Raw genomic sequence first — 16747 nt, forward strand, 5'->3', positions numbered from 1 at the left:
ATGGAACAGGACAACGAGAGGGATTATCTGGGACGCCAGTACGGACCCGAAAGCTACGAAGCCCCGAACCGGGAGATGCCGTCGGCACCAGCCGCGGACCCGGGTCCCGGCAGTCCCGAAACGGACCAGGTGGAGCCCCGCGGCTCCGCTGCAGCGGCGGTGGAGACCGACGACAACCCGGCTGCGGTCCCGCCCCGCGCACTGCAGGTAGGCACGGTGGTGTGGGGCCTGGTCCTGACCGTCCTGGCCGTCCTCCTGCTGCTGGTGAACACCGTGAACCTTTCGGTGGATCCTGTCCTGCTGGTTCTCTGCCTCACCCTTGGTGCGGGTCTGGCCCTCCTGGTGGGCGGGTTCCTTTCCGGCCTTCAGCGGACCCGCTCCCGCTGAAGGCTTATCCCGGTCACCGTCTCGGCGGACCGGTACCCCTATTTCCCTATTTCAACACCATCAGATAAGGCTTAGTACATGGAAAAGTTCTTCAGCATCGTGCGCTCCTCCCCCATCAAAAGGCAGAGAGGCTGGGTCGGCGGAGTCTGCGCCGGCATCGCGGCAACCTACGGGTGGGATGTTTCCCTGGTCCGGATCGGCGTCCTCCTCAGTTTCCTGCTGCCGTTTGTAGGCCTGGGCACGTACGTCGTGGCATGGCTGCTGCTGCCGAAGACGGACGGAACCATCATCCTCCAGCGCCTCGTGAGCCCCCGCGCTTAGTCCTCCACCGGTCTGCTGGCTAGAATCAAAGCCAGGACCTAACCACCGCCAGCAGATCCAGGGGTAATGACATGAAGATCGGTATCCTCACCAGCGGAGGGGACTGCCCCGGGCTGAACGCCGTGATCCGCGGTGCCGTCCTCAAAGGCATCAAGGAATACGAGGACATCGAGTTCGTCGGTTTCCGTGACGGCTGGCGCGGCGTGGTCGACGGCGACATCATAGACCTGCCCCGCTCCCGCGTCCGCGGCATCTCAAAGCAGGGCGGAACGATCCTCGGGACGTCCCGCACCAACCCGTTTGACGGCCCAAACGGCGGACCGGAGAAGATCAAGGCCACGCTGGAACGCCTCGGGATCGACGCCGTTATCGCCATCGGCGGTGAGGGCACCCTCGCGGCGGCCCAGCGGCTCACGGACGCCGGCCTGAAAATCGTCGGCGTGCCCAAGACCGTGGATAACGATCTTGATGCCACCGATTACACCTTCGGCTTCGATACCGCAGTGGAAATTGCCACCGAGGCCTGCGACCGCCTGCGGACCACGGGCGAATCCCACCACCGCTGCATGGTGGCCGAAGTCATGGGCCGGCACGTGGGCTGGATCGCCCTGCACTCCGGCATGGCCGCCGGTGCCCACGCCATCCTGATTCCCGAGCACCCGGTCAGCATCGAGCAGATCGCCCAGTGGGTCAGTGATGCCCGCGACCGCGGACGCGCCCCGCTGGTGGTTGTTGCCGAAGGTTTCGTCACCACCGATATGGAAATGCCGCACTCGGAACGGGGCCTCGACAGTTTCGGCCGCCCGCGGCTGGGCGGCATCGGGGAACTGCTGGCGCCGGAAATCGAAGCGCGGACCGGCATCGAAACCCGTGCCACGGTTCTTGGCCACATCCAGCGCGGCGGTGTACCGACCGCCTACGACCGGGTCCTTGCCACCCGCCTGGGCATGGCGGCAGTGGATTCGGTGGTGGACAGCCTGTGGGGAACCATGGTGTCGCTGCACGGTACGGACATTGTGCACGTGGGCTTCGAAAAGGCCCTCGGCAATCTCAAGACGGTCCCCGAGCACCGCTACGACGAGGCCGCCATCCTGTTCGGCTAGGCCGGGGGGCCGGGTTCGCCGGGCCCGTCGTCGGCCGCGCCCTGCCGCCGGCGTACGGATTCCGTCAGCGATCCTGTGCATTTGCTGAGGATTCCGTATGCTCCGGCAGGGCGTTTGCATGCGTGTGCATGCCGCGGTGTAGGTTGAAAACCATGAATCTGGACTCGGGAACCATCGCGATCATCCAGCTGGCCTGGTCCCGCCATCTGGGCCTGGCGGATAATGCCCTGGCGGAGACGGACACCGGCGAACGCATCTACAGCGTCCAGGACCAGGCCGACACAGCATGCTTCCTGCGCCTTTTCGGTGCCGAGGTTTTCAGCGGCCCCGAATGGGCTGCCGACCGCGCCCGGACCCAAAGCGCTGCGCAGCTGACCCGCAATTCAGGGCTCATCCAGATGTCCATGGAACACGGCGGACGGGTCCTGGGCGCCGAGCAGCTGTTTTTCGCTGACGTTTTCCCGAGCGTCATTCCGCTCGACGAGCTTGCCGTGAGCAACGAACCGGCTCTCGCCGTCGTTCTCGAACGGCTGTGCCCTCCGGACGACGTGGCGGAGGCCGGTCTGGCGGAGAAGGAAGAAGTCTTTGTCCTGGTGGACGATTCCCAGGACGAGCCGCGCCCCGTGGCAGGTGCGGGATACAGCATCACCGACGGAATCCTGGCGGACATGAGCGTGCTGACCGCCCCGGGCCACCGGCTGCGCGGGCTGGGCAGCTACATCAGTTCGGTGGCCCTTGAGGACGCCATGGCAGGCGGCTTGATCCCGCAGTGGCGGGCCCGGATGGACAACGTAGGCGCCGCCAGGACCGCAGTGGGATCCGGTTTCATCCCCGCCGGAAGCCGCACCTCCGTGGCCCTGAACGCCTAGGCACCGCGCACGCGCACTAACCGAGCAGGTCCAGCATTTCCTGCCGCTTGAAGAACCCGGCGGTGTCCCGCCCGGTGGGCGACCCGGCGTCGGGATCCGCACCCGCTTCCGCCAGGATCCGGAAGATCTCCACGTATCCCTTGAACGCCGCACCGGCAAGCGGTGTCTGGCCGCGGTCATTCTGCGTGTTGACATCCGCTCCCCGTTCCACCAACAGCGCGGTCAGGTCCGCGTGGCCGTGGTAGGAGGCCAGCATCAGCAGGTTGTCTCCCGAGCCGTTCGTCAGGTTCACGGGCACGCCGGCGTCAAGGTAGCGGCGGATCCCTTCGGTGTCGCCGGCACGCGCGGCATCAAAGACCATGCCTGCGAGCTCGATAACGTCATCGTCAATCGGGGGACGGGATTCGGGGGTGCTCATGGCGCTCCTGGGGGTATTGATGTTCTGGCTGTCATTTTTGCGCAAAAGGAAGCTTGCGGTCAGCGCCGCGGTGCCTTCAGGAAGCCGGAGGCGCGTCCCACCACGGCGCCCGCGTCCGGAGCCACGATGGGTTCCTGCGCGGCGGCGTAGAGCTCGCCGTCGTCGTTCACCACCAGCTGTACGGACGGATCCACGGACCGCTTCACCACTGCCAGGCCCACGGGGCCCATTTCATAGTGGGCGCCGACCGAGGTCAGGGTGCCGACCTGCCGCTCCCCCAGCATTACGGGGCTGCCGGCGGCCGGAAGGGTGTGCTGCGATCCGTCCAGCTGCAGGAACACCAGCCGGCGGGGCGGGTGCCCCAGGTTGTGTACCCGCGCCACGGTTTCCTGGCCTTTGTAGCAGCCCTTTGCCAGGTGCACGGCGGTGCGGATCAGGTCCAGCTCGTGCGGGATGGTCTTCTCGTCCGTCTCCGCGCCCAGCCGCGGACGCCAGGCGGCAATGCGCAGGGCCTCGGAAGCCATGGAGCCGGCCAGGGTGCGCCCGGAGGCGTCCATGGCGGCATCAAACCCGGCCCGTGGAATCAGGTATTCGTACCAGGGCCGCTCAAGCCCGGGGTGGGCATCTTCCGGCACGGCGGTGTAGGCAAACCCGCCGGCACCAATGTGCGGCCAGGGATCGGTCCAGCGCAGGTACTGCTCCCACTGCGGCACCTCAACCGTTGCACCGGCCACGGCCCACTGGTCAGTGACGTCCGCGATGTCGACCCGGAGCATGAACTTCATCCGCTGCAGCCACTCGGTCAGGCCCGGCGCTTCAGCGGATTCGACCAGCAGCCAGGACGTGGCGCCGTCGTCGATGATCCGCGCGTCATAGTCAATCCGCCCCTGCACGCTGAGCAGCAGCAGCTCCGAGCTCACGCCCGGCTGAAGATCCGCCACCTGCTGGGAGGACAGCGTGTTCAACCAGCTGAGGCGGTCGGGGCCGGAGACGGTGACCACGCCGCGGAAGGAAAGGTCGACGACGGCGCTGCCGCGGGCAAGGTCGCGCTGTTCGCGGAGCGGATCGCCGTAGTGCGAGGCCGTACCGGCGTCGAGTCCGCCGGCTTCAACGGCGCCGTGGCGGGAAAGCAGGGGGCTGGAATACGTCATATCAGGTGCAACGTCCTAGCGGCTCGGGCCTATTCCTCCGGCCGGCTTTGCCGGTTTTATTTAGGAGGTCTTGTTCAGGATGGCCGAGGCATGGGCCTTCAGGGCCTCACCCTCGGAAGCAACGTCCCAGCGCCAATAAAGGTCGCCGTTGACCAGCCCGTAGATCCGGGTGGCTGCCGAGTATTCCTTGGAATTCACGCCGCGCATCACCACATCGGTGCTCAACTGGATCTGCGGTCCCTTGATCTGCCCGTAGTACAGCTCGGCGATGCCTCCGGGGTGCACGATGGTGGCGGTGATATCGAAACCACCGGCGTCATTGCGCAGCTCCTCGACCTCGTCAGCGCTGCGGAGGGCCGGCACGATATCCGCCGGAACCAGGCCGGGACCGCCGTCGGCGTCGTTCAGGGGGCGGTCGAGGGCCCAGAATCCGGTCTCGACGGCCAGCGGCCGCAGGCGGGTGCCCTGCTCATCGGTGAGCCAGCTTTCCGCGGTGTACTGCAGGTACGGCAGACCGTTCTGGGTGAACGTGACCTTCTGTGTGAAGTGCTCCGAATCAGCCTCGCCTTCGCCCAGCCGTCCGGAGCCCTCCCAGGTGCCGAGGAGCCAGGACAGCGGTACCAGTTCCGGGGTCAGATCGGTGGGGATCTCCATTGGCATGGTGGAACCTGTCCTTCGATGTAACGGGTGGCTGGTGCCGGCAGGCGAAGCCGGTGTTTACTTCTGGCCGGTGCTTACTTCTGACCCTTGTACAGGCGGGAGATAACCAGTGCAGCGAATCCGGCCATCGCGAGGCCGGTGATGCCCAGCAGGGCAATAAAGAAAATTTCGAGAGCAACCATGGCTACATCCTAACGCGCGGGAGGAACAGTTTCCTTCCCGCCATTCGATCATGACAGGGACCTGCGGGCCAAACCCCGTTGAGGGGTCGAACGCCGCCGCCCCGCGCAACCGGTCAGGGAATGCAGCTGGTCAGAAGCCCAGGAGCCGTCCGAGGAAGTAGACGACGGATCCGAGTGTAACCACCGGGGCCAGGCCGAGCGCCAGTCGTCCTGCAGCGTTGGAAGCATCGTTGCGGGAAAGTGCCAGCCGGCGGAACGCCATCACGACGGCGGCGATCACCACGCCGCTGAACGCTGCTGCCGGCCAGGAAACGCCGGCCACAGCCAGGGCCACCAGGGCTGCGGTCAGTCCGCCGGCGAGCAGGCCCAGCGGGGCGGCCATCCGGTCCGGGAGCGGAATAAGCGTCACGGCAAGGGCCGCCAGTGCGGCGCTGCCGGCCATGCTCAGGAGCGCGGAATTCCCGTCGGTGCCGGCCAGACGGTCAGCGGCCACCCAGCCGGAGCCCATTGCGGTAACCAGCACGCCTGAGATGATGCCGACGATGGATTCGAGCCGGTGCGCCTGCCCGGTGCCGCGGAGCAGCTGGATCAGGAAGACCGCTCCGACGCCTACGGCGACGGCGGCCGGCAACCAGGTCAGCATGGCCGCGGCGGGCGCGAAGTACGCTGCCGCCACTGCTCCGGCGCCGACCAGGCCCAGGGTTGCGCCCTGTGTCTTGCGGGCAGGCACCCCTATCAGGTGCGGCCAGCAGACACCTGTGAGGACGGCGGCCAGACCGCTGATCACGGCCACCGCGGGCACGGACAGGTAGGAAGCGCTCACGATACCGATAATGGCAAGCGCCGCCGGCACCGCTAAGCTCCAAAGTTTCACCCTAGTTATCCTGCCTTATTACGGCGTCCAGAAGAAAAACGACAGGCCCGTTAGCTCGATGGGTATACTTTCGATCACTTCAAGCCAAGCGGATCGGCGAAGGAAACTGCCCGATGGTGTGCGCCCAACATTCGGAGGACCTATGTCGCACATTTTGCTTCTTACCAACAGCTCGGGTTCCTCGGTTAACGTCCTGCCTGCGCTGGAACTCCTGAACCACAAGGTCCACGTGGTGCCGGCGGAACCTACGGCCCTTCTGGACACCGATCCCAGTGACGTCATCCTGGTGGATGCCCGCAGGGATCTTGTTGGCGCGCGGTCCCTGACCCAGCTGCTGAAAGCCACGGGCCTGGGCACCCCGCTCATCCTGATCCTCACGGAGGGCGGGATGGCTGCCGTAGCCCCCAACTGGCTGGCTGACGACGTCATCCTCGATTCCGCGGGCCCGGCAGAGCTGGAAGCGCGGCTGCGCCTGGCAGCGGCCCGGGGCGCCGGAACAGCCGAGGCTCCCTCCACCGAGATCCGCGCCTCCGGCGTCGTCATTGACGAGGCAAGCTACACCGCCCGCGTGAACGGCACGGCCCTGAACCTGACCTATAAGGAGTTCGAACTCCTTAAGTACCTGGCGCAGCATCCCGGCCGCGTGTTCACCCGCGACCAACTGCTCCACGAGGTGTGGGGCTACGACTACTACGGCGGCACCCGGACCGTCGACGTCCATGTACGGCGGCTGCGGGCCAAGCTGGGACCGGACCATGAGACGCTGATCGGCACTGTGCGCAACGTCGGTTACCGGTTCACCCGCTCGCGGGCCGAAACCACGGCAGCCGCCAGCCAGGACGCCTGAGCCCTGCTCCCGCGGCTGGTGCCCTGCGCAGGGGCACCAGCCGCGCTAGGCTTTCGTCATGAGTGAAGAACCGCAGACAGCCTGGCCCGTAGTCGAGACCCGCGGCACGCCCGAGCCCGCCGCCCTCGCCGACATCCTGCAACTGGCGTCCGCCGCGCAGGACTCGGACGGCAACCCGCCGCTGTCCGAGCAGACGCTCGTGGACCTGCGCTCCCCCGACGCCGATCCGGACACCCTCTCCGTCTTCACCACCTATGCCAGTGACTCCGGTTCCGACACCGGCAGCGGACAATGGCTGGCCGGCGTCGCCGTCCTGGTATCCGAAACTCCGAAGGATCCGGGGGTGCTGGAACTGGTGGTACACCCGAACTACCGTAACCAGGGCGTCGGCACGGCCCTTGCCGCCGCGGTCCAGGATGCGGTGCGGAACAGCCCGTCCACCGGCGACGGCGACCCCCGGCCCGCTGCCTGGTCGCACGGAAACCACGAGGCGGCCGTGGAGCTGGCCGCCCGATTCGGCTACCGTCCCGTCCGTGACCTGTGGAAGATGCGACTGAGCCGATCCAACGCCTCGCTGCCCGAAACGCAGTTCCCCGCCGGGGTATCGGTGCGCCCCTTCGAACCCGGCCATGATGAGCGGGCCTGGCTGGACGTCAACGCCGCGGCCTTTGCCCACCACCCGGAGCAGGGCTCCATGAGCCTTGCCGATCTGCAGGCCCGCATGGACGAGGACTGGTTTGACCCGGCCGGATTCCTCCTGGCCGTGGACGAGGAAGGCACGATCCTCGGATTCCACTGGACCAAGGTCCACCCCGGCACCGGAGGCCACCCGCCCATCGGCGAGGTGTATGTGGTCGGCGTAAACCCCGAGGCACAGGGCCGGGGGCTCGGCAAAGCCCTGACGGTAGCCGGAATCCAGCACCTGCACGCTGCGGGACTGGACGCCGTAATGCTGTACGTCGACGCCGACAACACCGCCGCCGTCGCCCTGTACCGCCGGCTCGGCTTCGTCCGCTGGGACCAGGACGTAATGTACGCACCCGCATAGGGTGCGCAGCTTGTAATGTTGTTTGCAGGGCCAGGCGGTCCGCCCGTAACGCCTGCCCTGATCCGCCGCCAGCACCTCAGGGAGACACTATGAGTTTCGATACCGACGCAGAGCCCCGCTCGACCTTCGGGTCCGCAGAGGCGATGTCGGCACCGCGGGCCACCCAGGACCGCATCGACATCCCGGACTTCGGTCCTGCCCTTGTTCCCAGCGGAGATATCACGCCGGAACGGTTCCTGGACCGGGAGATCAGCTGGCTGCACTTTAACGCCAGGGTCCTGGAACTCGCTGAAGACCCTGAGTTGTACCTGCTGGAACGGGTGAACTTCCTGTCCATCTTCGCCTCGAACCTGGACGAGTTCTTCATGGTCCGGGTAGCCGGCCTTAAGCGCCGCATCGCCACCGGACTGGCGGTTCCCTCCGCTGCAGGCCAGAGCCCGATTGAACAGCTCGAGGAAATCGTGGCGGCGGGCTACCGGCTGCAGCAGCGCCATGCGGACGTCTTCGCCAGCCAGATCCGGCCGGCGCTGGCGGAAGAGCAGATCTACCTGGTCAGCTGGGACGAACTGGACGACGCCGCCAAGGCGAGCCTGCACAAGCAGTTCGCTTCGAAGGTCTTCCCCATCCTGACTCCCCTTGCCGTGGACCCGGCCCACCCCTTCCCGTACATTTCCGGCCTCTCCCTGAACCTGGCCGTGGTGGTCCGCAACCCGGTCAGCGGCAAGGAATTCTTTGCACGCGTGAAGGTTCCGGACCAGCTCCCCCGCCTCATCTCCGTGGACGGGCCCCGCGCGGGCAACGTGGCCGGACGCACGGCCCGGTTCATCGCGCTTGAAGACATCATTGCCCAGCATCTGGACCAGCTCTTCCCGGGCATGGACGTTATTGAGCACTACACGTTCCGCGTGACCCGCAACGAAGACCTCGAGGTGGAAGAGGACGACGCCGAGAACCTCCTGCAGGCCCTGGAAAAGGAACTGCTGCGGCGCCGCTTCGGGCCGCCCGTGCGCCTGGAAGTTACCCCGGAGATGAACCCGAATATCCGGGAACTGCTCGAACGCGAGCTGGGCGTGGAAGCGGACGAGGTCTATGTCCTGCCCGCGCCGCTGGACCTCCGCGGCCTTTCCCCGATCAGTCGGATCGACCGGCCGGACCTGCACTATCCGAAGCAGGTGCCGCACACCAACCGCCACCTGAAGGAGTCCGAGACTTCGAAGCCGGCGAACGTGTTCGCGGCCATGCGACGTCGGGACATCCTCCTGCACCATCCGTACGATTCCTTCTCGACCTCCGTCCAGGCATTCCTGGAGCAGGCGGCCGCCGATCCGCGGGTGCAGGCCATCAAGCAGACGCTGTACCGCACCTCCGGCGATTCGCCCATCGTTGACGCCCTGATCGACGCCGCCGAGGCCGGCAAGCAGGTCCTGGCACTGGTGGAAATCAAGGCCCGGTTCGACGAACAGGCCAACATTTCCTGGGCACGCAAGCTGGAGCAGGCCGGTGTGCACGTGGTCTACGGCATCGTGGGCCTGAAGACGCACTGCAAGCTGTCCCTGGTGGTCCGGCAGGAAGTGGACGGGCTGCGCCGCTACTGCCATATCGGCACGGGCAACTACCATCCGCGCACCGCCCGCTACTACGAGGACCTGGGCCTGCTGACCGCCAATGAGCAGGTGGGCGAAGACCTGACGAAGCTGTTCAACCAGCTCTCCGGCTACGCGCCGAAGTCCACGTTCAAGCGGCTGCTCGTGGCTCCGCGCTCGGTCCGGTCCGGACTGATTGACCGGATTGAGCGCGAGATCGCGAACAAGAAGGCCGGCCTCAGCGCACGCGTGATTATCAAGGTCAACTCCATGGTGGACGAGGCGATCATCGACTCCCTCTACCGTGCTTCCCAGGCCGGCGTCCGGGTGGACGTCATTGTCCGCGGAATCTGCTCGGTCCGTCCGGGTGTACCCGGCCTGAGCGAGAACATCACCGTCCGCTCGGTGCTGGGCCGCTTCCTGGAGCACTCCCGGGTGTTCGCCTTTGCCAACGGCGGTGACCCGGTGGTCTTCATCGGATCGGCGGACATGATGCACCGCAACCTGGACCGCCGCGTGGAGGCCCTGGTCCAGCTGGTGGCCCGCGACGACGTCGCCGACCTGATCGGCCTGATGGACCGGTACATGGATCCCGGCACGGCAAGTTGGCATCTGGATCCGGAGGGCGCCTGGATCCGCCACCACAAGGACGAGGAAGGCAACCCGCTGCAGGACGTGCAGTCCTGGCTGCTGGCGTCCCGTTCCCGCCAGCGCTCCGTGGCTCGTCGCTGATGGAAGCAATTCAGTCCCCCGCCGCCGCTCCGGTCCAGGAAGACACCCCTGTCAAGGTAGTGGCTGCGGGTGCCCTGTGCTGGCGCGAACGGGAGGGCAAGCTGCAGGTCCTCATGATCCACCGTCCCCGGTATGACGACTGGTCCTGGCCCAAGGGCAAGCTCGATGAAGGCGAAACCACTCCGGAATGCGCCGTGCGGGAGGTCCGTGAGGAAGTGGGCCTGAGGATCAGCCTCGGCATTCCGCTGCCCTCCACGCTCTACCCGGTGGCTTCGGGCATGAAGATGGTGCACTACTGGGCTTCCCACGTGGACTCGGACAAGGCACGCCCGGACGGCAAGGAAGTGGACGGCACACGCTGGTGCACCCCGGAGGAAGCCGCCGAGGCACTCACCAACCCCACGGACAGACTGCCGTTGAAGGAACTGGCGGCGGCCTGGAACGAGCAGCGCCTGAGGACCTGGCCGCTGATCATTGTCCGGCATGCCAAGGCCAAGCCCCGGTCCGCGTGGACCCGGGCAGAAGGCGAACGTCCGCTGGTAGCTACGGGCCTGCGGCAGGCCATGGCGGTCTCCCGGCTGCTGGTGGCCTGGCGGCCCAAACGCGTGGTTTCCAGTCCCTGGGTGCGCTGCGTGCAGACCGTCCGCCCGTATGTGAAGGCGGAAGGCACCAAGTTCAAGACGGTTGACGCGCTTACCGAGCACAGTGCCAAGCGCAAGCCGGGCAAGGCCCGGAACGCCATTGAAGGCCTCTTCGACAAGGCCAAACCCGTGGCGGTGTGCACCCACCGGCCGGTGCTGCCCCTGGTCTTCGACGTGCTGGCGGGGCACATGCCCGTGGACATGGCCGACGGGCTGCCTGCCAAGGACCCGTACCTGGCACCCGGCGAGTCCGTGATCTGCCAGGTGAGCAGTGCGGATGAGGGACGGATTGTGTCCCTGGAAAAATACCGGGCCTTCGACGACTAGCACCGGCTGACCAGGGGCCGTTGTGGCACGCCTCGCATTCCCCCTGCCCGCGTGCCGACCTGAACTAGACTGGCCGGGTGAGCATTCCTACCCCGTATGAAGACCTGCTGCGCGACGTCATGGCCAACGGAACGCAGAAATCGGACCGCACCGGTACCGGCACGCGCAGCGTGTTCGGCCGCCAGATGCGCTTCGACCTGAGCGAGTCCTTTCCGCTGATCACCACCAAGCGGGTGCACTTCAAATCCGTGGCCCTTGAGCTGCTCTGGTTCCTGCGCGGCGACTCCAATGTGCGCTGGCTGCAGGAACAAGGTGTCAGCATCTGGGATGAGTGGGCGGACGAGGACGGCGAGCTCGGCCCGGTCTACGGCGTCCAGTGGCGCTCCTGGCCCACACCCGACGGCGGGCATATCGACCAGATTGCGAAACTGGTCGAAGGCATCCGGAAGAACCCGGATTCCCGCCGCCACATCGTCACGGCCTGGAACCCGGCCGAAGTGGAGAACATGGCCCTGCCGCCCTGCCACGCCCTGTTCCAGTTCTACGTGGCGGACGGGAAGCTGTCCTGCCAGCTGTACCAGCGCTCCGCGGACACCTTCCTCGGGGTCCCGTTCAACATCGCCTCCTACGCGCTCCTCACGTTGATGGTGGCCCAGCAGACCGGGCTGGAGCCCGGCGAATTTGTCTGGAGCGGCGGCGACGTCCACATTTACGACAACCATGTGGACCAGGTCCGTGAACAGCTCAGCCGGGAGCCCTTCCCGTACCCGAAGCTGCGGATCCGCCGTACTCCCGAGAGCATCTTCGACTACACCCTTGAGGACTTCGAGGTCCTCGATTACCGGCACCACCCCGGTATCAAAGCTCCGATCGCCGTTTGAGAGGACAACCATGACCGAGTCCCTTCCCGTAACAACTACTGCCGCCCCGGCCGGCCCCACCCGCTACTTCCCGGTAGGCGGCGGCTCCGGTGAGGGCGCGGACCTGGGCCAGGTCCTCCAGGAGCGCGGCACGGTACCCGAGGGTGAACCCGTCATTGGCATGGTGTGGGCCCAGACCGTTGACGGCGTCATCGGACGCGACGGCGGCATGCCGTGGCACCTGCCCGAGGACATGGCGCACTTCAAGGCGACGACGGCGGGACACCCGGTCATCATGGGCCGCCGCACCTGGGAGTCCTTCCCTGCTGCCTACCGTCCGCTGCCCGGGCGGACAAACATCATCGTGTCCTCCAGTGCCGCACTGCGGGACGAAGCCGCGGAGGCCGGCGCCGTCGTCGTCGGCTCCCTCGAGGATGCCCTGACCCTGGCCCGAACCAGTTCCGGGAGCACGGAAATCTGGATCATCGGAGGTGCACAGCTGTATGAAGCAGCCGTTTCCGTGGCCAATACCGCGGTGGTGACGGTCATCGACGTGGAAACCGAAGGCGACACGTTCGCCCCGGCACTGGGCCAGGACTGGACCTTCAGCGGTGTCAGTCCTGCCGCCGACTGGTACACGTCTTCCAACGGCACCCGCTACCGGATTGCCCTCTGGACACGGGACCGCGGGGAAGACGACCGTGACGGACACAACCAAGACGCGGCGGACCCGCTGGCCTAGAGTGGAAACCATGACTTCTTCCTCCATTCCCGCTTTTCCCAGTGCAGGTTTCGTCGGCTGGCGCGGCATGGTCGGTTCCGTCCTGATGCAGCGCATGCAGGACGAGGGCGACTTCGAGCTGGTCAACCCGGTGTTCTTCTCGACCTCCAACGCCGGCGGCAACGCGCCGTCCTTCGCGGCCGGAGCTGAACCGCTGCAGGATGCGTACGACGTCGACGCGCTGGCCAAGCTGCCGATCATCGTCACCGCCCAGGGCGGCGACTATACGGCGGAGATCTTCCCGAAGCTGCGCGCCGCCGGCTGGGACGGCATCTGGATTGACGCCGCTTCCACGCTGCGCATGGACGACGACGCGATCATCGTGCTGGATCCGGTCAACCGTGACGTGATTGACGCGGGCCTGGCCCGCGGCGTGAAGAACTTCGTGGGTGGAAACTGCACCGTGTCCTGCATGCTGATGGGCCTCGGCGGACTGTTCCGCAACGGCCTGGTCGAGTGGGGCACGTCCATGACCTACCAGGCAGCCTCCGGCGGCGGCGCCCGGCACATGCGTGAACTGCTGAACCAGTTCGGTGCGCTGAACGCTGCGGTGGCGCCCAACCTCGCCGATCCGGCGTCGGCCATCCTGGAGATTGACCGCGCCGTCCTGGCCCAGCAGAAAAACCCGTCCATGGACTCCTCCCAGTTCGGCGTGCCGCTGGCCGGTTCGGTGATCCCCTGGATCGATGCGGACCTCGGTAACGGCATGTCCAAGGAAGAGTGGAAGGGCGGTGCGGAAACCAACAAGATCCTGGGCCGCGGGACCGACGGACGGATACCGTTTGACGGGCTGTGCGTTCGGATCGGCGCCATGCGTTCCCATTCCCAGGCCCTGACCCTGAAGCTGACCGAGGACCTTTCCGTGGCCGAGATCGAGAAGATCATCGACGCGGACAATGAATGGTCCAAGGTGGTGCCCAATACCAAGGAAGCCACCATGGCCGAGCTGACTCCGGTGGCGGTCACCGGCACGCTGGACATCCCGGTGGGCCGCATCCGCAAGCTGGAAATGGGTCCGGAGTACATCAGTGCCTTCACCATCGGCGACCAGCTGCTCTGGGGCGCCGCCGAACCGCTGCGCCGGATGCTGCGCATCGCCACCGGCAACCTCTGATTTCCGGTTCCCGTTCCGGGTCCGCTCCCCCGTGGAGCGGACCCGCGCTGCGTTAAGGGGCGTTGGCTCCCAAGACCGGTTTGCGGCTTGAAACCGGAGTGCCTGAAAAATGTCAGTGCCGGGTGGCATGTTGTCCGCATGGAGAAGCAAAGCGTGGATCTCGTCCTTAACACTTTCTTCGCCTTCAGCTGTGCCGGCAAGCAGACCCCCACCCGCGCCCGCTATCTCCGCGTGGCGCTCCAGCTGCGCCGGTATCTCGAGGCCGAGGGCGCACGCATCCTCTGCGTCGAGGACCAGGCGCTGCTGGCGCTTGAGCGGAGCCTTGAGCCGGAAGCGGCCTTCGCCCGGCTGTTCGGCGCCCACGAGCTCGCCTATGCCCTCAGCGGTTTCCTGGAGCCGGAGTGGCTGCTGCCTGATCTGCAGGACCGGCGCACCCAGGTGGCCCTGACGCCCCGGCTGATCCAGTGGCTGTGCAACAGCTGCCTGCTGGATCCGGGCCGGGACCGCCCGGCCATCCGGAGTGCGCGGGCAGCGGCTGCCGAGGCACGGAAAGGCCCTGCACGGAAGGGGCTTGCGGAGGAAGGACCTGGACCGCCGGGACCCGCGCTCGGCGACAATCCCGGCGGCTGAGTCCTCCCGTGCCCCAGACCGCTACAGCGCGCAGTTCACCAGCAGGGGCTCGGGGTGGAGCCGGATACCAAAAGCCTTCTCCACGCCGGCAGCAACCGCACGGGCCACCACCAGCAGGTCCTCGGCAGCGGCGTCGCCGCGGTTGGTGACGGCCAGGGTGTGCTTGGTGGACAGCGAGGCCCGCCCGCCGGTGCCGTCCTCGGGGGCCAGCCCGAAACCCTTGCGGAAACCGGCGTGGCTGATCAGCCACGCGGCGCTGAGCTTCACCTTGCCGGGTTCCGCCACCGGGTAGCGGGGAGCGTCTGCCGGCAGCGCGGCTGCGGTTTCCTCATCAACGATGGGGTTGGTGAAGAAGGAACCGGTGCTGTAGGTGTCCGGGTCCGAGGCGTCCAGGACCATGCCCTTCCCCGCCCGCAGCCGGAGGACTTCGCGGCGCACGTCCACGGCGTCGGCACGCTCGCCGATCTCCACTCGCAGAGCCCGGGCGAGCTCGGCGTAGCGGACCGGAGCGCTGGTGGACCCCTTGGAGAGGGCGAACTCCACGGTCAGCACCACGTAGCGGGGAGAGCCGTTTTTCGTGCTGCGCTTGAGCACCGAATCCCGGTAGCCGAATTCGAGATCGGCGTTGGCGAATTCCACGACCGTGCGCTCGGTGCGGTCCCAGGCCCGCACCGAAGTGATGGCCTGCGAGACGTCGGCGCCGTAGGCACCCACGTTCTGCACCGGCGTCGCTCCGGCCAGCCCCGGAATACCGGAAAGCGCCTCCAGGCCGGAGTAGCCCTCCGACAGGGTGTACGCCACCAGCTCGTCCCACGGGTGCCCGGCCTCTGCGCGCAGGACGGCAGTTCCGTCCCCGGCCTCCCGGATGTCCAGCCCGCGGCTGGCAATGTGGATGACGGCGCCGTCGAAGCCTTCGTCGGAGATCAACAGGTTGGAACCGCCGCCGATGATGAGCAGCGGCTCCCCGGCCTCATCCGCGGCGCGGACGGCGATGATGAGTTCGTCTTCGGTTTCTGCTTCCAGGTAGCGGCGGGCCGGTCCGCCTACGCGTGCGGTGGTCAGGGATGCCAGCGGCATCCGGGTCAAAGCAGTCACCAGACCCGCACCACTGCCTGTGCCTTGACCAGCACCTTCTGTCCGTTGAAGGTCACGGTGAGATCCACGCGTGCCGTCGAGTTGTCCGCGTCGATGGCGCCGATGACACCGGCAACCTCCACGACCGCCCCGGGGGCGCCGTCGATGTCCTCCACCAAGACGGGACGGGTGAACCGCGTCTGGTAGTCGATCACCGCTCCCGGATCTCCGATCCAGTCGCTCACCAGCTGGACTGCGGTGCCCATGGTGAACATGCCGTGCGCTATGACGCCGGGCAGTTCCACCTCGCGGGCGAAGCGCTCGTTCCAATGGATGGGGTTGAAGTCGCCGGAGGCACCGGCGTAGCGGACGAGGTCGGCGCGGGAGATTTCCAGCGCCGCGGAACCGATTTCGGCACCCTTGGACAGTTCACTCAGTGCAATGGACATAGCGGTTACTGCCCCTCTCCGCGGACGAGGATGGATGAAAGGGTGGTGGCTACCTGCTCGCCCTCGGTTGTGGAAATTTCCGCGCGGGTGGTGATCAGGGCGCCGTCGCCCATAGCCCGCACGGAGTCCACGTGCAGCTCGGCCACCAGCTCGTCTCCGGCCACGATGGGACGGTGGTGGGTGAAGCGCTGATCGGCATGGACCACCCGGGAGAAATCGATGCCTGCATCGGGATCGGCAACCAGCAGCGCGTCGGCACGCTGGGCAACGATGATGGCGAAGGTGGGCGGGGCAACGAGGTCTGCGTAGCCCAGGTCCTGGGCGCGGGCGACGTCGAAGTGGGCCGGGTTGGTGGCCTTGACGGCCGCAGCGAATTCGCGGATCTTCTCGCGGCCCACGGAGTACGCTGCCCCTGCCGGGTACGTGCGTCCCTGTAGTTGGGGGTTGATGCTCATTTTTTGCCCTCCATGCCCTTGATGCGGCGCCGGGTGTCCCTGGCGCGGATCACCATACCGCTCAGGTGCGTGCTCAGGCCCACCACAATCAGGGGAAGGGCGATGTACATCAGGACCTGGTTGTCCAGGACAGCTCCCAGAAGTACCAGCAGCACCCCGAGGCCGCTGAGCGCCAGGGCGCTCACGACAAGTTTCCGGTAGAGGGGCGAGCCGGTTTCCCAAGGGGTATTTAGCATGTCTT

At 66.6% G+C, this 16747-nt stretch carries 20 protein-coding genes; 12 read left to right on the top strand and 8 right to left on the bottom strand.

Going from position 1 to position 16747, the window contains the following annotated elements:
- The 4 genes from N2L00_RS12565 to N2L00_RS12580 all read left to right on the top strand — a co-directional run bounded on the left by N2L00_RS12565 (position 1) and on the right by N2L00_RS12580 (position 2680).
- Positions 1–387, top strand: a complete 387-nt coding sequence (locus N2L00_RS12565) for a hypothetical protein (RefSeq protein ID WP_255764903.1) — start codon at positions 1–3, stop codon at positions 385–387.
- A gap of 78 nt (positions 388–465) precedes the next feature.
- Positions 466–708, top strand: coding sequence for a PspC domain-containing protein (locus N2L00_RS12570; protein WP_227918799.1), 243 nt, complete (start codon positions 466–468; stop codon positions 706–708).
- Between the two features lie 71 nt (positions 709–779).
- Positions 780–1811 carry a 6-phosphofructokinase gene (locus tag N2L00_RS12575; RefSeq protein WP_255764904.1) on the top strand — a complete coding sequence of 344 codons (1032 nt, stop codon included), beginning with the start codon at positions 780–782 and terminating at the stop codon, positions 1809–1811.
- A gap of 152 nt (positions 1812–1963) precedes the next feature.
- Positions 1964–2680 carry a GNAT family N-acetyltransferase gene (locus tag N2L00_RS12580; RefSeq protein WP_255764905.1) on the top strand — a complete coding sequence of 239 codons (717 nt, stop codon included), beginning with the start codon at positions 1964–1966 and terminating at the stop codon, positions 2678–2680.
- A 16-nt stretch (positions 2681–2696) separates the two neighbouring features.
- On the opposite strand, the gene N2L00_RS12585 is transcribed toward N2L00_RS12580, so the two are convergent.
- The 4 genes from N2L00_RS12585 to N2L00_RS12600 all read right to left on the bottom strand — a co-directional run bounded on the left by N2L00_RS12585 (position 2697) and on the right by N2L00_RS12600 (position 5914).
- Positions 2697–3098, bottom strand: coding sequence for an ankyrin repeat domain-containing protein (locus N2L00_RS12585; RefSeq protein WP_255764906.1), 402 nt, complete (start codon positions 3096–3098; stop codon positions 2697–2699).
- Positions 3099–3157: 59 nt separating this feature from the next.
- On the bottom strand, positions 3158–4249 hold the full coding sequence (locus tag N2L00_RS12590; protein WP_255764907.1) for a folate-binding protein YgfZ: 1092 nt from the start codon (positions 4247–4249) through the stop codon (positions 3158–3160).
- Between the two features lie 60 nt (positions 4250–4309).
- On the bottom strand, positions 4310–4909 hold the full coding sequence (locus tag N2L00_RS12595) for an FABP family protein (protein ID WP_227918809.1): 600 nt from the start codon (positions 4907–4909) through the stop codon (positions 4310–4312).
- 312 nt (positions 4910–5221) lie between these two features.
- Positions 5222–5914, bottom strand: coding sequence for a hypothetical protein (locus tag N2L00_RS12600; RefSeq protein WP_255764909.1), 693 nt, complete (start codon positions 5912–5914; stop codon positions 5222–5224).
- A gap of 193 nt (positions 5915–6107) precedes the next feature.
- On the opposite strand from N2L00_RS12600, the gene N2L00_RS12605 reads away from it, so the two are divergent.
- The 8 genes from N2L00_RS12605 to N2L00_RS12640 all read left to right on the top strand — a co-directional run bounded on the left by N2L00_RS12605 (position 6108) and on the right by N2L00_RS12640 (position 14528).
- Positions 6108–6812: a response regulator transcription factor gene (locus N2L00_RS12605; RefSeq protein ID WP_255764911.1), complete on the top strand. Its 705-nt coding sequence runs from the start codon at positions 6108–6110 to the stop codon at positions 6810–6812.
- A 58-nt stretch (positions 6813–6870) separates the two neighbouring features.
- The gene (gene mshD, locus N2L00_RS12610) at positions 6871–7860 is read left to right on the top strand and encodes a mycothiol synthase (protein WP_255764912.1); all 990 of its coding nucleotides are present in this window, start codon (positions 6871–6873) and stop codon (positions 7858–7860) included.
- Positions 7861–7949: 89 nt separating this feature from the next.
- Complete coding sequence (locus N2L00_RS12615) at positions 7950–10175, top strand: RNA degradosome polyphosphate kinase (RefSeq protein ID WP_255764913.1); 2226 nt, start codon at positions 7950–7952, stop codon at positions 10173–10175.
- Entirely contained in the window at positions 10175–11143 is a 969-nt protein-coding gene (locus N2L00_RS12620) for an NUDIX hydrolase (protein ID WP_255764914.1), read from the top strand. Before N2L00_RS12615 ends, N2L00_RS12620 begins: the two co-directional genes overlap by 1 nt.
- Before the next feature lie 77 nt (positions 11144–11220).
- Positions 11221–12024: a thymidylate synthase gene (locus tag N2L00_RS12625; protein WP_255764915.1), complete on the top strand. Its 804-nt coding sequence runs from the start codon at positions 11221–11223 to the stop codon at positions 12022–12024.
- A gap of 10 nt (positions 12025–12034) precedes the next feature.
- Positions 12035–12745, top strand: a complete 711-nt coding sequence (locus N2L00_RS12630; RefSeq protein WP_255764916.1) for a dihydrofolate reductase — start codon at positions 12035–12037, stop codon at positions 12743–12745.
- Positions 12746–12755: 10 nt separating this feature from the next.
- The gene (asd, locus tag N2L00_RS12635; protein ID WP_255764917.1) at positions 12756–13898 is read left to right on the top strand and encodes an aspartate-semialdehyde dehydrogenase; all 1143 of its coding nucleotides are present in this window, start codon (positions 12756–12758) and stop codon (positions 13896–13898) included.
- 138 nt (positions 13899–14036) lie between these two features.
- Positions 14037–14528 carry a hypothetical protein gene (locus N2L00_RS12640; protein ID WP_255764918.1) on the top strand — a complete coding sequence of 164 codons (492 nt, stop codon included), beginning with the start codon at positions 14037–14039 and terminating at the stop codon, positions 14526–14528.
- A gap of 21 nt (positions 14529–14549) precedes the next feature.
- Here the strand turns inward: N2L00_RS12640 and N2L00_RS12645 are convergent, their stop codons facing one another.
- Genes N2L00_RS12645 through N2L00_RS12660 form a run of 4 tightly spaced genes read right to left on the bottom strand, consistent with a single transcriptional unit; the run spans position 14550 to position 16742 of the window.
- Entirely contained in the window at positions 14550–15614 is a 1065-nt protein-coding gene (locus tag N2L00_RS12645) for a UDP-N-acetylmuramate dehydrogenase (protein WP_255765702.1), read from the bottom strand.
- 5 nt (positions 15615–15619) lie between these two features.
- On the bottom strand, positions 15620–16051 hold the full coding sequence (locus N2L00_RS12650; RefSeq protein ID WP_255764919.1) for a MaoC family dehydratase: 432 nt from the start codon (positions 16049–16051) through the stop codon (positions 15620–15622).
- Positions 16052–16056: 5 nt separating this feature from the next.
- A complete protein-coding gene (locus N2L00_RS12655; protein ID WP_255764920.1) occupies positions 16057–16506 on the bottom strand; it encodes a MaoC family dehydratase N-terminal domain-containing protein in 450 nt (149 codons plus the stop codon).
- Positions 16503–16742, bottom strand: a complete 240-nt coding sequence (locus tag N2L00_RS12660; protein WP_255764921.1) for a hypothetical protein — start codon at positions 16740–16742, stop codon at positions 16503–16505. The genes N2L00_RS12655 and N2L00_RS12660 overlap by 4 nt, the downstream gene beginning before the upstream one ends.
- Positions 16743–16747 lie beyond the last annotated feature (5 nt).

The sequence above is a fragment of the Arthrobacter sp. zg-Y1171 genome (assembly GCF_025244845.1).
Classification (GTDB): Bacteria; Actinomycetota; Actinomycetes; order Actinomycetales; family Micrococcaceae; genus Arthrobacter_B.

What these genes read in the sequence shown, in the direction of transcription:
- N2L00_RS12565 (WP_255764903.1), top strand. Translation starts at nt 1, where the DNA reads ATGGAACAGGACAACGAGAGGGATTATCTGGGACGCCAGTACGGACCC.
- N2L00_RS12570 (WP_227918799.1), top strand. Translation starts at nt 466, where the DNA reads ATGGAAAAGTTCTTCAGCATCGTGCGCTCCTCCCCCATCAAAAGGCAG.
- N2L00_RS12575 (WP_255764904.1), top strand. Translation starts at nt 780, where the DNA reads ATGAAGATCGGTATCCTCACCAGCGGAGGGGACTGCCCCGGGCTGAAC.
- N2L00_RS12580 (WP_255764905.1), top strand. Translation starts at nt 1,964, where the DNA reads ATGAATCTGGACTCGGGAACCATCGCGATCATCCAGCTGGCCTGGTCC.
- N2L00_RS12585 (WP_255764906.1), bottom strand. Translation starts at nt 3,098, where the DNA reads ATGAGCACCCCCGAATCCCGTCCCCCGATTGACGATGACGTTATCGAG.
- N2L00_RS12590 (WP_255764907.1), bottom strand. Translation starts at nt 4,249, where the DNA reads ATGACGTATTCCAGCCCCCTGCTTTCCCGCCACGGCGCCGTTGAAGCC.
- N2L00_RS12595 (WP_227918809.1), bottom strand. Translation starts at nt 4,909, where the DNA reads ATGCCAATGGAGATCCCCACCGATCTGACCCCGGAACTGGTACCGCTG.
- N2L00_RS12605 (WP_255764911.1), top strand. Translation starts at nt 6,108, where the DNA reads ATGTCGCACATTTTGCTTCTTACCAACAGCTCGGGTTCCTCGGTTAAC.
- mshD (WP_255764912.1), top strand. Translation starts at nt 6,871, where the DNA reads ATGAGTGAAGAACCGCAGACAGCCTGGCCCGTAGTCGAGACCCGCGGC.
- N2L00_RS12615 (WP_255764913.1), top strand. Translation starts at nt 7,950, where the DNA reads ATGAGTTTCGATACCGACGCAGAGCCCCGCTCGACCTTCGGGTCCGCA.
- N2L00_RS12620 (WP_255764914.1), top strand. Translation starts at nt 10,175, where the DNA reads ATGGAAGCAATTCAGTCCCCCGCCGCCGCTCCGGTCCAGGAAGACACC.
- N2L00_RS12630 (WP_255764916.1), top strand. Translation starts at nt 12,035, where the DNA reads ATGACCGAGTCCCTTCCCGTAACAACTACTGCCGCCCCGGCCGGCCCC.
- asd (WP_255764917.1), top strand. Translation starts at nt 12,756, where the DNA reads ATGACTTCTTCCTCCATTCCCGCTTTTCCCAGTGCAGGTTTCGTCGGC.
- N2L00_RS12640 (WP_255764918.1), top strand. Translation starts at nt 14,037, where the DNA reads ATGGAGAAGCAAAGCGTGGATCTCGTCCTTAACACTTTCTTCGCCTTC.
- N2L00_RS12650 (WP_255764919.1), bottom strand. Translation starts at nt 16,051, where the DNA reads ATGTCCATTGCACTGAGTGAACTGTCCAAGGGTGCCGAAATCGGTTCC.
- N2L00_RS12655 (WP_255764920.1), bottom strand. Translation starts at nt 16,506, where the DNA reads ATGAGCATCAACCCCCAACTACAGGGACGCACGTACCCGGCAGGGGCA.
- N2L00_RS12660 (WP_255764921.1), bottom strand. Translation starts at nt 16,742, where the DNA reads ATGCTAAATACCCCTTGGGAAACCGGCTCGCCCCTCTACCGGAAACTT.